General features: G+C 35.5%; 15 protein-coding genes, 2 tRNA genes and 1 pseudogene. 17 read left to right on the forward strand and 1 reads right to left on the reverse strand.

All coding sequences use genetic code 11. From position 1 onward, the window contains the following. The 8 genes and pseudogenes from BVF91_RS13530 to trxB all read left to right on the forward strand — a co-directional run. A pseudogene (locus BVF91_RS13530) lies at positions 1–316 on the forward strand (transposase); the annotation flags it as partial. Positions 317–822: 506 nt separating this feature from the next. Then, positions 823–907: transfer RNA gene (locus BVF91_RS12610), tRNA-Tyr, on the forward strand. A 4-nt stretch (positions 908–911) separates the two neighbouring features. Next, a tRNA-Lys gene (locus BVF91_RS12615) sits at positions 912–987 on the forward strand. 126 nt (positions 988–1,113) lie between these two features. Next, on the forward strand, positions 1,114–2,631 hold the full coding sequence (locus tag BVF91_RS12620) for an FAD-dependent thymidylate synthase (RefSeq protein ID WP_085113711.1): 1,518 nt from the start codon (positions 1,114–1,116) through the stop codon (positions 2,629–2,631). A 9-nt stretch (positions 2,632–2,640) separates the two neighbouring features. Then, a complete protein-coding gene (locus BVF91_RS12625; protein ID WP_085113712.1) occupies positions 2,641–2,955 on the forward strand; it encodes a MazG-like family protein in 315 nt (104 codons plus the stop codon). A 77-nt stretch (positions 2,956–3,032) separates the two neighbouring features. After that, positions 3,033–3,218 (forward strand): spore coat protein, encoded by a 186-nt coding sequence (locus BVF91_RS12630; protein ID WP_085113713.1) that lies wholly within the window; start codon positions 3,033–3,035, stop codon positions 3,216–3,218. Between the two features lie 12 nt (positions 3,219–3,230). Beyond that, positions 3,231–3,506 carry a spore coat protein gene (locus tag BVF91_RS12635; RefSeq protein WP_085113714.1) on the forward strand — a complete coding sequence of 92 codons (276 nt, stop codon included), beginning with the start codon at positions 3,231–3,233 and terminating at the stop codon, positions 3,504–3,506. Between the two features lie 80 nt (positions 3,507–3,586). Then, positions 3,587–4,495 carry a thioredoxin-disulfide reductase gene (gene trxB / locus BVF91_RS12640; protein WP_085113715.1) on the forward strand — a complete coding sequence of 303 codons (909 nt, stop codon included), beginning with the start codon at positions 3,587–3,589 and terminating at the stop codon, positions 4,493–4,495. A 30-nt stretch (positions 4,496–4,525) separates the two neighbouring features. Here trxB and BVF91_RS12645 read toward each other — a convergent pair whose 3' ends face one another. Beyond that, the gene (locus BVF91_RS12645) at positions 4,526–5,401 is read right to left on the reverse strand and encodes a LysM peptidoglycan-binding domain-containing protein (RefSeq protein ID WP_085113716.1); all 876 of its coding nucleotides are present in this window, start codon (positions 5,399–5,401) and stop codon (positions 4,526–4,528) included. Positions 5,402–5,521: 120 nt separating this feature from the next. Between BVF91_RS12645 and cwlD the strand changes: the two genes are divergently transcribed. The 9 genes from cwlD (at position 5,522) to BVF91_RS12690 (ending at position 14,064) form a co-directional block, all read left to right on the forward strand. Continuing rightward, positions 5,522–6,196 carry an N-acetylmuramoyl-L-alanine amidase CwlD gene (cwlD, locus tag BVF91_RS12650; RefSeq protein ID WP_085113717.1) on the forward strand — a complete coding sequence of 225 codons (675 nt, stop codon included), beginning with the start codon at positions 5,522–5,524 and terminating at the stop codon, positions 6,194–6,196. Between the two features lie 104 nt (positions 6,197–6,300). Further along, positions 6,301–7,239: an AAA family ATPase gene (locus BVF91_RS12655; protein ID WP_085113718.1), complete on the forward strand. Its 939-nt coding sequence runs from the start codon at positions 6,301–6,303 to the stop codon at positions 7,237–7,239. Beyond that, on the forward strand, positions 7,232–8,386 hold the full coding sequence (locus BVF91_RS12660; protein WP_085113719.1) for a DUF58 domain-containing protein: 1,155 nt from the start codon (positions 7,232–7,234) through the stop codon (positions 8,384–8,386). The genes BVF91_RS12655 and BVF91_RS12660 overlap by 8 nt, the downstream gene beginning before the upstream one ends. Further along, on the forward strand, positions 8,352–10,502 hold the full coding sequence (locus BVF91_RS12665) for a transglutaminase TgpA family protein (protein WP_085113720.1): 2,151 nt from the start codon (positions 8,352–8,354) through the stop codon (positions 10,500–10,502). The genes BVF91_RS12660 and BVF91_RS12665 overlap by 35 nt, the downstream gene beginning before the upstream one ends. 69 nt (positions 10,503–10,571) lie before the next feature. Continuing rightward, positions 10,572–10,985, forward strand: coding sequence for a universal stress protein (locus tag BVF91_RS12670; protein WP_013787192.1), 414 nt, complete (start codon positions 10,572–10,574; stop codon positions 10,983–10,985). 133 nt (positions 10,986–11,118) lie between these two features. Further along, entirely contained in the window at positions 11,119–11,952 is an 834-nt protein-coding gene (gene cdaA, locus BVF91_RS12675) for a diadenylate cyclase CdaA (RefSeq protein WP_085113721.1), read from the forward strand. Further along, entirely contained in the window at positions 11,942–13,132 is a 1,191-nt protein-coding gene (locus BVF91_RS12680; protein WP_085113722.1) for a CdaR family protein, read from the forward strand. The genes cdaA and BVF91_RS12680 overlap by 11 nt, the downstream gene beginning before the upstream one ends. A gap of 30 nt (positions 13,133–13,162) precedes the next feature. Further along, positions 13,163–13,837: a hypothetical protein gene (locus tag BVF91_RS12685; RefSeq protein ID WP_085113723.1), complete on the forward strand. Its 675-nt coding sequence runs from the start codon at positions 13,163–13,165 to the stop codon at positions 13,835–13,837. A 14-nt stretch (positions 13,838–13,851) separates the two neighbouring features. Then, complete coding sequence (locus tag BVF91_RS12690; protein WP_038070181.1) at positions 13,852–14,064, forward strand: 4Fe-4S binding protein; 213 nt, start codon at positions 13,852–13,854, stop codon at positions 14,062–14,064. Positions 14,065–14,137 lie beyond the last annotated feature (73 nt).

Consider the following 14,137-nt stretch of genomic DNA (forward strand, 5'->3'; position numbering starts at 1 on the left):
ATCAATAGGGATGGATGCAGTAGTAAGAGTTAAAGACGAAAGATTAAATATAGTTAAAGATGCTCTTGGTTTATTCAAGTGTCGAGAAGCAGATAAAGAATGGACTGTTAAGAAAGAAAGTAACAATTATATTAAAATAAAGGCCTGGGACGAAGACAATTTTCAAATGCCTAATTCCAACATAGAAGTAAGGTTTATAAAATTTATAGAGGAGATACATAGCTCAAGCAAAGTAGAAATAAAAGAATCATGGATAATAACTACCTCTAAAGTTACTTCAGTAGAAACCCTATGGAAAATAATACATAAAAGATAGGAAATTGAAAACAATGCTTTTCATCAATTAAAAACAGAATGGCATTTAAATCACTGTTTTCTGCACAGTCCTGAGGGCGTAGAAACTGTGTTAATGTTTATAATAATAGCATTTAATTTGATGCAATTATATTTCTTCAGGTGTATAAGAAATTTTAGAGAAAAGCATATGTTTCAAATAGATATTATTGAAGATATAAAAGATGAGATATTTATCATAGAAACTGGATGGAGTAATCCACTGTTTGTGAAGACATAATTTGAAACAAAACTGGAAATTCATTATTAAAATTCATGGGGTAAGGGGAAAGTGCAACTTTTTTAGCATCTAAACGGATTTACTATTACCATATATTCAACTAGATGTAAAATATAAAAATTCTTGTAAAGATAAATTTTTTGCTGGAATTTTGATGCGAAATCTCTGTAATTTCCTATCTATACTTGACAATATGTTGTATTTATTATAAAATAAAAAAGTCGCTGCTACAATTAGCAGATAATCATGGAGGGATACCCAAGTGGCTAAAGGGGGCAGACTGTAAATCTGTTGGCATTGCCTTCGATGGTTCGAATCCATCTCCCTCCACCATTGTGACCCATTAGCTCAGTCGGCAGAGCACCTGCCTTTTAAGCAGGGTGTCCCGCGTTCGAATCGCGGATGGGTCACCATTTTTATTTTTAAGAAGATATGGGATGAGAGGAGCTTTGAAGCTCCTTTATTTTATTTTTAGTGTTACAAATTTCACTATTTTACGATATAATTTATATATGATAAAGTTCGAGAGGAGTTTTAAAATGTTAATGAGAAAGTTGACTGAGGCTGAAGAAAACTTATTAAAAAAGTTCGTTACGAATTTATATGGGCCTGTTTATTTTATACATTCACTGCCAGAATTTATAATACCTCCTATTAATTCAAAAGTAAGCAGAAAAGACACCAGTTGGAGGCTAAACATATTAGAATCATTGACATCAGGAGATCTTGATATAAGTGATTTTTTAACGACACCAGATATTCCACTTGATGAGGCAATGCAGAAGGCAAAAGCTTTTCATGAAAAATGGGTGGAAAAGTTCGGCCATTCGTCTATAGCAGAGCAGAATTTGATGCACTTGTGTATAGAAGACACTTCAAGATTTTTGTCTGGCGATATAGAATTGATGAATAAAAGACCGTCTTACATAGAGTGGAGCCAGAGATATCAAAGACCGAATAGGGATAGATTTGTAATACCTCCGGAGCTTGAAAATTATCCGGAGTTAAAAGAGAAATTTATAAAAGTATGGAATGTATCTTTTGACGCATATGAGATGCTTATAAGTAAACTCACTGATTATTTGAAGTTAACTGTTGAGAAAAATAAACATGAAAGCGATAAAGCGTATATTGGAAGGATAAGTAAGATAGCTTTTGAGGATGCAAGATATGCTTTGCTGCTGTCTGCAAAGACCAGCTTTGCTGTGGCGTTAAATGCCCTTGATTTGCAAGATATAGTCAGAAAATTGCAATCCCATGGCACAAAAGAAGCAGAAATATTGGCAAGAAATATAATTGACGAAGCAGAAAAAATTGCACCAAGCATGATGAGGCATTTGAGCCCATCTAAATACCAATTGACTGTAAATAAAGAGATGGAATATTTAGTCAATGGGTATGATTTAGAGGATGTTTCCTTGGATTCAGATGTTGAGTTGATTGATTACACAGGCAAAAGCGGTGATATGACTTTTCTTGATATATTGACTATGCATATTATTTTCTCTTATACAGGGAAACCAGTGGAAAGCATTAAAAATTTGGTTATGAAGTTGGGAAAGGAAGAGAAAGCAAACATTGTGAAATTAGCTTCTTCTAAGATAGATCAGTTTGATCATCTTATAGAGCCTTTTAGATCTGTAAGGTACAAATTTCAGTTAAGATTAAGTGAAGCTGCGTGGCATCAACTATTGAGGCATAGGATGATTAATTTTAATACTTATAAGCCAACTATAGAGAACGGGTATACAGTGCCTCCAAATATTGAAAAAGCTGGGTGTACAGATGTATTAAAGAGGGCGATTGATGAAGCTGAAAAATTATATTTGGAGCTACACGAAAAATTACCAGAAACAAGCTCATATGTGGTTACAAATGCTCATAGGCGGATTGTTTTGATGGATACAGATTTGTGGGCTTTTGATCACTATGCTAATTTAAGATGCACGCCGGAGGCTCAATGGGATATAAGGAACATTTCATTTAAAATGCTTGATTTAATAAAAGAAGTTACACCGGAAGTGGTAGAATTTCTGGCGCGAAGAAAACAGTCGTGAGGTGATTAAATGGAGACCGAATACAAAGCAATTAGTTTGCCTAAGTTAAATAATTTAAAACCTTCTTTGGAGTCGACGGCTTTGAAACTTATGGAGGAGGCAGGAGAGCTGGCACAAGCTATAGGAAAGTTTAGGGGTCTTAATGGGGAAAGAGTAAAAATGTCAAACAAGGATGTGGCTGAGAAAATATCTGAAGAACTTTTGGATGTGGCACAAGTGGCAGTATCGATGATGTTTGTTTTAGAAGACCAGTACAACATAAACATAGATGAGAAGCTTAAAGAACACATTGAAAAATTGAAGAAAAAAGGATATATAAAGTAATATTATACGGCAATGCCGTATATTTTTTTTTCATGTGCACATATTAAATTTGAACGATCATGAAAGGAGGAATCAAGTTGCAACAAATTTCCAGCAAAGAGTTGATGTACATTGATGATGTGCTTTCGCTTCAAGAACACATGGTTAAATGCTTAAATGACAGCGCTTCAAGGCTTAAAGATCAACAGTTAAAGGCATTGTGTCAAAATTTGGCCGACAGATGTCAAAATAGTTTTAATTCTATAGCAAGAAATTTAGGATAAGGAGGGATACATATGATGGGTAATACAGGCATGACGGATAAAGATATAATGATGGGCGTCTTAGGAGATTACAAACTTGCCATAGAGGTGCTTTCACATGCTGCGACAGAAGCAGCCAATGAAAACCTCAAGAGGGATTTTATCAATGCATTAAATTCTACGTTTGAAGAACAAAAGCAAGTGTGGAACGCCATAAGCCAGAGAGGCTGGTATTCAGTAAAACCAGCACAGATGCAAGACATACAAGAAGCAAAAAATAAATTTAGACAACCAGCGGGTGTTATGTAAAAAGAAAAAAATGTGGTACAATAATGGAAGTAGTGAAATACTACTTCCATTATTGTATTGTTTAAAGGAGTGATTATTGTATGTACGATCTGATTATACTGGGTGGTGGCCCAGCGGGACTTGCAGCAGGTCTCTATGCTTGCAGATCTAAATTAGATACTGTAATGATAGAGCAAATGTATGTGGGAGGGCAGATAGTGACCACATACGAAATAGAGAATTACCCGGGATTTGACGGAATTAGCGGTCCTGATCTTATAAACAAAATGGAATCACAAGCAAAAAGATATGGACTGCAGATTTACAATGAGGAAGTCGTCGGGTTAGACATCACAGGCAGCGTAAAAAAAGTCACCACCAACAAGAAGACTTATGAGGCAAAAGCGATTATAATAGCAACAGGTGCTACACCTAAAGAGTTAGGATTTGATAAAGAGAGAAAATTCAGAGGCTCAGGTGTTTCATATTGTGCTACATGTGATGGGGCATTTTATAAGGATCAAGTGGTTGCCGTTGTAGGTGGTGGCGATACTGCAATGGAGGATTCAAACTACCTTACAAAATTTGCCAAGAAGGTATATGTAATTCACAGGAGAGATAAATTAAGGGCTTCTAAGACTCTTCAAGATAGAGCTTTTGCAAATCCTAAGATAGAATTTATCTGGGACACTGTTGTAAAAGACATACAAGGAGAATATGGTGTCGAAGGATTAGTCTTAAAAAATGTGAAGACGAATGAAGAAACCACACTAAAAGTTGATGGTGTATTTATAGCTATAGGATTAAGCCCAAATTCAGAATTAGTAAAAGGTATTGTTGATACAGATGAGTATGGTTACATAATAACCGATGAAGATATGAAGACGAATATTCCAGGTGTTTTTGCTGCAGGAGATGTTAGGAAAAAGACATTGAGGCAGGTAGTGACAGCAACGGCAGATGGTGCTATTGCTGCTTATGTAGCTGAAAAGTATATAGATAGCCTTTAAAAAAAGCCATCCATTAATGGATGGCTTTTTCTATTCTTGACTGTCGTCTTCTTTTTTATCGTCTTTCTTTTCACTTTCTTTGGTTTCATCGTTATCGCTTTGCGTTTTGGTGTCGTTGCTGATTTCAGACTCTTTCAAGGTAGGTATTATTATTCTCTGTCCAGGGTATATGAGGGAAGGATTTTGAATGTCAGGGTTAGCTCTTAATATTGCATCGACTGTAGTATTGAATCTTGCAGCAATATTGTAAAGTGTATCGCCAGGCTTTACAACGTACACCATTCTGCCTTCTTTATGATGTTCAAACGGTGGATTATAAGGCATAGTAGGAGATGTCTTGGATGGACACGGTATGACGACAGTCTGACCTGGATAAATCATATTAGGGTCCATAAAATAGTTGACTCTTAATATTTCATCAAGAGAAACGCCGAATTTGTTTGCTATGCTCCATAATGTGTCGCCAGGCTGAACGATGTAATTTGTTGGACATGGCATGTTGTACATTGGCGCTGCCGGTATGTTGTGCATTTCACCGAATGATCCCGTATAAGTGTTATAAGCATAAGACGTTTCAGGTGCTGACTGCATAGGAATGTTTCCATTTGGTATAAAAAGCATTTGTCCTGGATAAATTGTGTATGGGTAAAGTATGTTATTTACATATATAATCGATTCATAAGGAACGCCAAATTTCTGGCCTATTAGATAAATTGTATTTCCAGGCATGACCGTATAATAGACTCCGGTAACTGGCACTATCAATGTTTGGCCAGGATATATAAGCGATGGATTGACGATGTTGTTTCTCGAAATAATGGCTTCTACAGAAGTATTAAACTTTTTTGCAATTGAGAATAAAGTATCTCCGGACTTTACGACATACGTAAATTCCAATGTAACCATATTTATACTCCTCCTTTCCCTATTCATAATATGTATTTTGAAGTTTATGGTGACATAGTTGCACCTATATTTGAATATTTTATAATGTGGCTTTTTAATAAAAGTGGAGGAGAAATTCAGATGAAACGGTATAGATATTTTTTCTTTATCGTCATAGCTTTAATGTTTATTGCTCTATTGAGTTTTTTAAGCAAAACTGTTGAGACAGTAAATCAAATTCCTTTGATGAATAAGATCGTTATAATCGATGCTGGTCACGGAGGAAGTGATCCGGGTAAGCCCGGCAAATATGGAGAAGACGAAGATAAACTAAACCTTAAAATAGCGTCAAAGCTTAAAGACTTAATAGAAGAAAGCGGTGGGATAACGCTTATGACGAGAGAAGATGATACATTGTCGGATAAGGACATAATGAAGGATTTAAAAAATAGAGTACATGCTGGCAATGATGTAAAAGGCGATATTATGTTAAGTATTCATCTAAATAGTTTTCCCGATCCAAGGTATAAAGGGGCGCAGGTCTTTTATCAAAAAAATTCAAAAGAAGGCAAACTTCTGGCGGAACTGATACAAGATGAGCTTAGAAAGACGTTAGATCCCAACAATGACCGAATGGCCAAAGAGACAAGTACATTTTATATTTTGAGGCATGCAAAAATGCCTGCTGTGATAATAGAGTGTGGTTTTATGTCTAACCCTGAGGAAGAGAGGCTTTTAAATGATGAAAACTATCAATATAAGATTGCATGGGCCATATACAAAGGTGTAAATAGATATTTTAAAGAAAAATCTTGAGTCCTTGTTTAAGGGATCTTTTTTTTGTATACTTAAAGTAAAGAAATCATATAAATTGGGCAAAATATTTATGTATTACATTTATTTGAAACGATGGAGGAATTATGGAGATCATAAATAAAATTATTGATAACGTAAATAAAGTTATAGTAGGCAAAGCTGAAGAAGTAAAGCTTGTCCTTATAGCGCTCTTATCTGGTGGACATGTTCTTATAGAGGATGTTCCTGGAGTTGGGAAGACATCATTAGTAAAGGCATTGGCTAAATCCATAAGTGCGGATTTTAAGAGGATTCAATTTACGCCGGATTTATTGCCGTCAGATGTTATTGGAGTTTCTATATATAATCCTGAAAAAGGTGTCTTTGAATTTAAACAAGGACCTATAATGAGCCAAATTCTTCTGGCAGACGAAATAAACAGAACATCTCCCAAGACGCAATCAAGTCTTTTAGAAGCTATGGAAGAAAGGCAGATTACTGTTGACGGAAATACTTACCATTTACCTCGGCCATTTATGGTAATCGCCACGCAAAATCCGATTGAGTACGATGGGACATACAGATTACCAGAAGCACAGTTAGACAGATTTATGATTAGAATAAGCTTAGGGTATCCAGATATGAAGCACGAAATAAACATGCTTAAGATGTTTGAAGCTTTAGATCCACTGGAAGATTTGAAATCAGTAGTATCAATTAGAGAGATTTTGAAGATGCAAGATGAAGTAAAATCTGTATATGTTGATGACAACATATTGATTTATATTATAGACATAGTAAACAAGACGAGAAATTCAGATATGGTACTTTTAGGTGCAAGTCCGAGAGCGGCTTTAAATTTGATGAAGGCAGCCCAAGCAAAGGCGTTTATAGAAGGGCGCACTTACGTATTGCCTGATGATGTAAAATATTTATGTGTGCCAGTTTTGTCTCACAGGATAATATTAAAAAACGAGATGAGATTTAATAACATAGATGAAAAAAGCGTCATAAAAGACATTTTAAATACGGCTAAAGTTCCGGTGGTAAAAAAGTATGCGTAATTTCATTTTATTATTGTCATTTACCATTATTTCTTTTCTTTTTGCGATTTTTACCAGCGGTGAAATACTGTATTATATTTTCTTTGTAAATGTGGCTTTGTTGTCGCTAAGTTTTTTATATGCCGCGATAGCCATTTTATCAATATCAATAGAAATCGATATTGACAGTACTGAAATCAATGTTGACGATAAAATCAAGTACAGTATTAAGATCAAAAATAAATTTTTTTTGCCGCTGGCATTTGTATCAATTGATGAAAATAATAGAAAATTTTTTCCTATTGCTACAAATTTGAATTCATTTCAGAAAAAAGTTATTAAAAGAAACGTTTTGTTTAAAAAAAGAGGGATATATACTGTTGGCCCGATTGTAATAAAAGTAAAGGATCCTTTCGGCATATTTCAAATGAAGAAGACGGTCAATAGACAATATAATATAGTGGTGTATCCTAAGGTATACGATACCCCCTTTGATTTACCCTTAGCTTCAGATGTGGGTGGATTTGCAAGCCGGGCTAAGCAGTTTGAAGACTACACAAATTTGGCGAATTTAAGAGAATATGTGGATGGAGATAGTCTTAAAAAGATTCATTGGCGAATATCAGCAAAATTACAAAAATTATATGTAAAAGAGTACCAATACACAGCTTTAAGTGAAGTTAATATTTTGTGGGATTTATACAAAAATCACTATAAGGCAGATGACGGAAATATAGATGAGATGACGGCAGAGTGTGTGCTTTCACTGGCAAAATATTGTCTTACAAACGGGATCCCTGTACGACTTGTTGATTATGAGACGAATAAGCCGTTAGCACAGTGTAGCAGAGTAAAGGATTTTAGTATAATTAAATTTTGGACTTTAAAATTATTTCCTATTTATGAAATAGATTTTGACAGAAAATTGCTTGAGTACGTAAGTGGACTTCCGCGAGATTTTACGATGGCTATTGTTACTCCATCTATCGATGAAAAATTATTGGCGGCTTTGTCTCAAATCAATATTAATCAAAACATCGCAATCTTTTATACCAACAAAGATAGATTGGATGAAAAAACGAAAAATAGACTGGGAAATTCAGGGATAAAAATAACATCTTGGAGAGATATGTATGAAAGTGTACACATGGAAGTTCAACATAATTGAGTATATTATGACGTCTTTGTTGACAGTAATTCTGTCTCTCTCGGTATTTGTTGGTTTGAATTTTAAAGTGGACATTGTAGAAGTAGTTTCTTTGACTTTGGCGTTTGTGGCGCTTTTGACTATTTTCTTAAAAAGACCTCAGCTTGTAGTCACTTTTTTGTCTACTTTTATATTAGTTGATTTGTATTATTTTTACATGAGAAAAGATGTGCTTACAAAAGTCGTATTAGAAATTGATAAATACGTCAATTGGCTTTATATATACATGAGTGAGTCAAGCTGGCCTGAAGGATTTAATCAGTTGACAAACAGATACTTTTTTACAACAGTCTTATTGAGTGTTTTTTTGATTTCGCTTGTTATTACTTTTTTAAACAGGATTTTAAAAAGTTATTTTTTGACTATGCTGTTTGGCATATTTGTATTAGTTTTTCAGTGGTACAATTACGTAGACAAAGCATACGCTTTTTTAGTATTCTATGTAGCAGCAAGTTTTATAAACATGTCAGTAATCAACTATCAAAAAGCGGGAAATGGAAAGGCTTCTATCGCAAGCCTTTTGGCTATTGCAATTTTATTTTCATCTATAAGCACGGTTATAGCATACACAGTGCCGAAAAATTTCCACCCTGTTGTGTGGCAAACATTAAATGATAAATTTTACGATGCATTTCCATTTACAAAGACATGGAGAAATGGAATAGGGAGTACAAGTGGTGCAAATAGCTTTACAACAGATTTTAGTTCATTTTCTCAAAACTTAGGCGGACCGGAAACTGTAAGCGATCAGGTGGTAATGAGGGTAAAAGCTGATGAGAGTCTGTACTTAAGAGGCGAAGTGTTTGATACGTATGAAAACAATAAATGGACTAATTCAGTAGTTCAGCACAGTTTTGGGAGGGATAATTACTTCCAACCGGAATTTGATAAAAATATTAAATACACGATAAAAAGCGTGGAGATTTTCCCTGTTGCAATGAATACGAATATTATTTTTTCGCCTTGGCAGCCTTACCATGTAAATATCAGCAATATATACGATAGAAGTACGTTAGCCATGACGACAGCAGGTAGACATGTGAAAAGCGGGTACACAGTACAGTATTACAAGACGGAAATAAGTGCAAGCTTTCTGGAGAAGGACAAGGTAGTAAATAGCAGTGACATGAGCATGTACCTGCAGTATCCTTCTAATCTTCCAGAGAGGGTGAAAGAGCTTGCATTAAACATCACAAAGGATAAGAAAACCGATTATGACAAAGTAAAGGCTATCGAGCAGTACCTGAGAAATACTTATAAATACAATCTGGATGTACCTGATACACCACAGGGAAGAGATTTTGTTGATTACTTCCTTTTTGACTTAAAACAAGGATATTGCACATACTTTGCAACATCAATGGTTATAATGCTTAGGACAATAGGGATACCAGCCAGATATGTTGTGGGATTTAAGATGCCTTCACAACCTGTATTAGGCAGTGAATATGACATAAAAGAATCTTATGCACATGCATGGGTGGAGGTACCTTTTCAAAATAGCGGATGGGTGACATTTGAGCCGACGGCAATTTATCAAGAAACTTATGCAGGTGCATCTTCAGTTAATAATAGCGATGTGTCAACAGTACAGCAAAATAATGATAGTAGCACTGCTCCTATTACCAAGTCAAATGCCAGCCAAAATTCGGTACAAAATAAACCTGTAGGGAGTTTGTCAAAAAACAACACATCCAATAAAGATACGCATAGAATGATATTTTTTATAGTCTTGGTTCTTTTATTAGCCATATTTGCAGCTATCAGATATGTTTTATTAAAAAGACATCATAGTTCAAGGAGAAGTGCCTTTTTATACTACTACAATAAAATTTTAAAAAGGCTTAAAAGGAGAGGATTTAAAAGATATGACAGTGAAACCACTGTAGAGTTTCAAAATAGAATATTGGATATGGGCTTTTCCGACTTCGACAAGATTACAAAAATTTATAATGATTTAGTGTATGGCAACATAGAACCGTCAGAAGAAGATATCGTATATATAAAGGAGTATCTTAAGAAAAATATGGGTCATAAAAAGTTTAGTGGTAGTAAACCGGGTGATTTGATTAATTGACATTAATATGTTATCGAATATATAATATATTTGGAGTTGTTATTATTTCTCCTGATAGGAGGCTTGCTGATGGTTTTAAGTTACGAGCCCGGAGTAAAAAGCAGAATTATGGTTTGCGTTACTCCGCAAAAGAGCTGCCAAAGGCTTGTTGAAAGAGGAGCAGAGAGGGCGAAAGAGACAAATGGGGAATTTTGTGTTGTGTATGTGAATAAAAACAATGATATATATAAAGATTTGAAGGAACACAAGATCTTAGTCGAACTCTTTGAGATGGCTCAGAAATTAGGTGGCAGAGTATCCATATTGGTTGGAAAGAAGATTTCAGATGCTTTAGCTGAATTTGCTGCTGAAAACGATATTACAGAGATAATAGTAGGCAAATCATTGAGATCTGCCTTTGACGTATTGATTCACGGAGATGTGATAAATCCTCTCATAAAGCGGGTTGAGGAGAAGAATATAATCGTTGAAGTCATAGAATAATAGTCATTCTATGACTTTTTTCTTTATTTAATATACTAAGTTTATAGGATTTTCGGAATTATTAGTGTATAATTATTATGAGCAAGTACTAAAATTATATTAGTTTACAATTTTGCCTCAAGAGGTGAGCTTTTTGTTCAATGGCCTTATAGAAATAATAAAGACGATGAAGATAAATGACATCGTAGATATAGCGATAATAGCTTATGTAACGTACCGCCTTATATTAGTCATACGAAAAACCAGAGCTGAGCAACTATTTAAAGGAATTATAATTCTTTTAATACTTACAAAATTAAGCGAGTGGCTGCAGCTTAGGACAGTCAATTATATTTTAAGCAATGCAATGACTGTTGGCGTTATAGCACTTTTAATAGTATTTCAGCCAGAACTGAGGAGAGCCTTAGAATCCCTCGGAAGAAGCGAGTTTATTAAGAGAAACTTTTTCATAATAAACGATGAAGTCCAGGATATAGCCGATGTCATAAGCGAGATATGCGATGCTGTCCAATTTTTGTCCAGATCTAAAATAGGTGCTTTGATTGTTTTGGAGAGAAATACTGGTTTAAATGAACTCATAGAAACTGGCATATCTTTAGACTCCAAAATATCCAGTGAGCTTCTAATAAATACATTTATACCAAATACCCCCCTTCACGACGGAGCGGTTATAATAAGAGGCGATAGGATAATGGCCGCTGGATGTTTTTTGCCACTTACTGACAATCAAAATTTAAGCACTGAGCTCGGCACGAGGCACAGAGCTGCCATAGGTGTGACTGAAGTGTCAGATGCTGTATCAGTCATAGTTTCAGAAGAAACTGGTACTATATCACTTGCTCAAAACGGAAGAATATCAAGGCATTTGGATATAAAGACTTTAAAAGAAGTTCTTTTAAGTATGTTCAAAGTTAAGGACAGCAAAGGCTCTAACTGGTTCAAATGGGGGAATAAGCATGCTGAGTAAAAATCTACCTATAAAGATACTTTCAGTTTTAATAGCATTTATATTGTGGCTTTATGTGATGGGTGAGAAGAACCCAGAGATATCTTATGATGTAGGCAATATTCCTGTAAATATAGTGAATGTCAATACGCTTGACAAGAAAGGATTGACACTTATAGGGGATAAAAATTTCTCGGTGACAGTCAGGATTAAAGGCCGAAGAAGTGATGTGATGAATGTAAGACCTTCAGACATACAGGTTGAAGCAGATGTCAGCAGGATAATAACAAAGGGGATAAATGTCGTGCCTGTTGAAGTAAGTTCACTTCCTAAGAATGTGACATTTGTTTCTGCAAATCCTTCGGAGATAAAGCTTGATGTAGACAAAGTTTCAAGGGTGCAGATGCCGGTGCACGTAAAGGTCAATGGAGCTGTAATGGATGGCTTTGCTATGAAGCCTGCTGTGGCGACTCCTGGTGAAGTAGTGATTACTGGCCCTGAAAGCAAAGTGAATTTGATAAAAGATGTAGTAGCACAAGTCGATATGGCTAATAAATCAAAGGATGTAAGCATATCTGTACCTGTTGAACCGGTGGACAGAAATGGCAACGAAGTCAAAGGCGTAGATGTGAATCCCGGATATATTAAAGTGGATATAGATGTGAACAAGGCCATAAGAGTACCTGTGAATGCAAAGATATTTGGCAAACCTATGGATGGATATGATGTTGCACAAGTAAGTGTCTTGCCTGAGTACGTTTATGTGACGGGAGATGATGCTGTATTAAACACCATCAAAAGCGTTGACACTAAGCAGATAGACATATCGGGCAAGAATGCGTCTGTCACCGAAAGCGTGCCTTTTGACCTTCCAAATGGCGTTAGCCTTGTGAAAAGCGACAGCACAGCAAAAGTTTTTATAGATATTGAAAAGATAGTTACAAATAACATAACTATAAGCAGCATAGACGTTAAAGGTGGCGACAACAAAAATGTCACTATTTTAAATCCAAGTATCGTAGTAACTGTCACTGGCCCAGAAAATGTAGTAGATTCGGCTACTTCCAGCGATTTTAGCGCTTATGTAGATGCTACAAATGCAACTACAGGTACACAGACATTGCCAGTAAATGTGACGACGAATTTGAATCTAAAGATAGTCAAGGTAAATCCACAATCTGTGGACGTCAATGTTCAATGATCTTTATTTTATAATAAAAGGATGATCAAAATGGATTTTAAACGACTGACCGTAGTTCTGGGGCATTATGGCACAGGTAAAACAGAAATAGCCATAAATTACGCAAGGTATATAAAGACATGTGGATATGATGTAGACATAGTAGATCTTGATATAGTAAATCCATATTTTCGACCAAGAGAAGTTAGAAAAGAGCTTTTAGATAGATGGGGCATAAAAGTAATTGGTGTGGATGAAAAATACATGAATGCAGATATGCCGGCATTATCAAGAGATATATACAGCGTCATGCAAGACGAGGAAAAATATGCTGTATTTGATATTGGTGGCGATGATGCAGGGGCAATTGCATTTGGACAATATCACAATATATTGGCCGATAAAGATGTAGATGTGCTTTTTGTTATAAATGTAAACAGGCCGTTTACAAAAGATGCAGAATCTGCAATAAAGTATATGAAGCTTGTAGAAAATGCGGCAAGAATAAAAGTGACGCATCTTGTGAATAACACACATCTGTCGTATGAGACGACGGCAGACGATGTAATAAGAGGGATTGAGGTAACTGAAGACGTATCAAGGAGGACAGGCATTCCCATAAAAATGACAGCAGCCAAAAAAGATGTAGCTGAAGAGCTTAAAAATATGGGATATGACGTTTTTCCTATAGATCTTTACATGAAAACACCTTGGAATAAAATATGATGGAGATGATGAAATTGAAGCAAGTCATATTTAACGAAAACTTGTGCAAAAGCTGCGAACTATGCGTTGAAGCATGTCCAAAACACATAATAGAAATGGACAAAGACAAATTAAACGTAAAAGGGTACCACCCAGCCATGATAAAAGAAGAAAATATGGAAAAATGCATAAGCTGCGGATTCTGCGCAATAATGTGTCCAGACACAGTCATAACAGTTATAAAATAAGAGGGGGATAGATATGGCAAACGTACTCATGAAAGGAAACGAAGCGCTGGCTGAAGCTGCAATACAAGCCGGC

The sequence above is a fragment of the Thermoanaerobacterium sp. PSU-2 genome (genome assembly GCF_002102475.1).
Lineage (GTDB): Bacteria > Bacillota > Thermoanaerobacteria > Thermoanaerobacterales > Thermoanaerobacteraceae > Thermoanaerobacterium.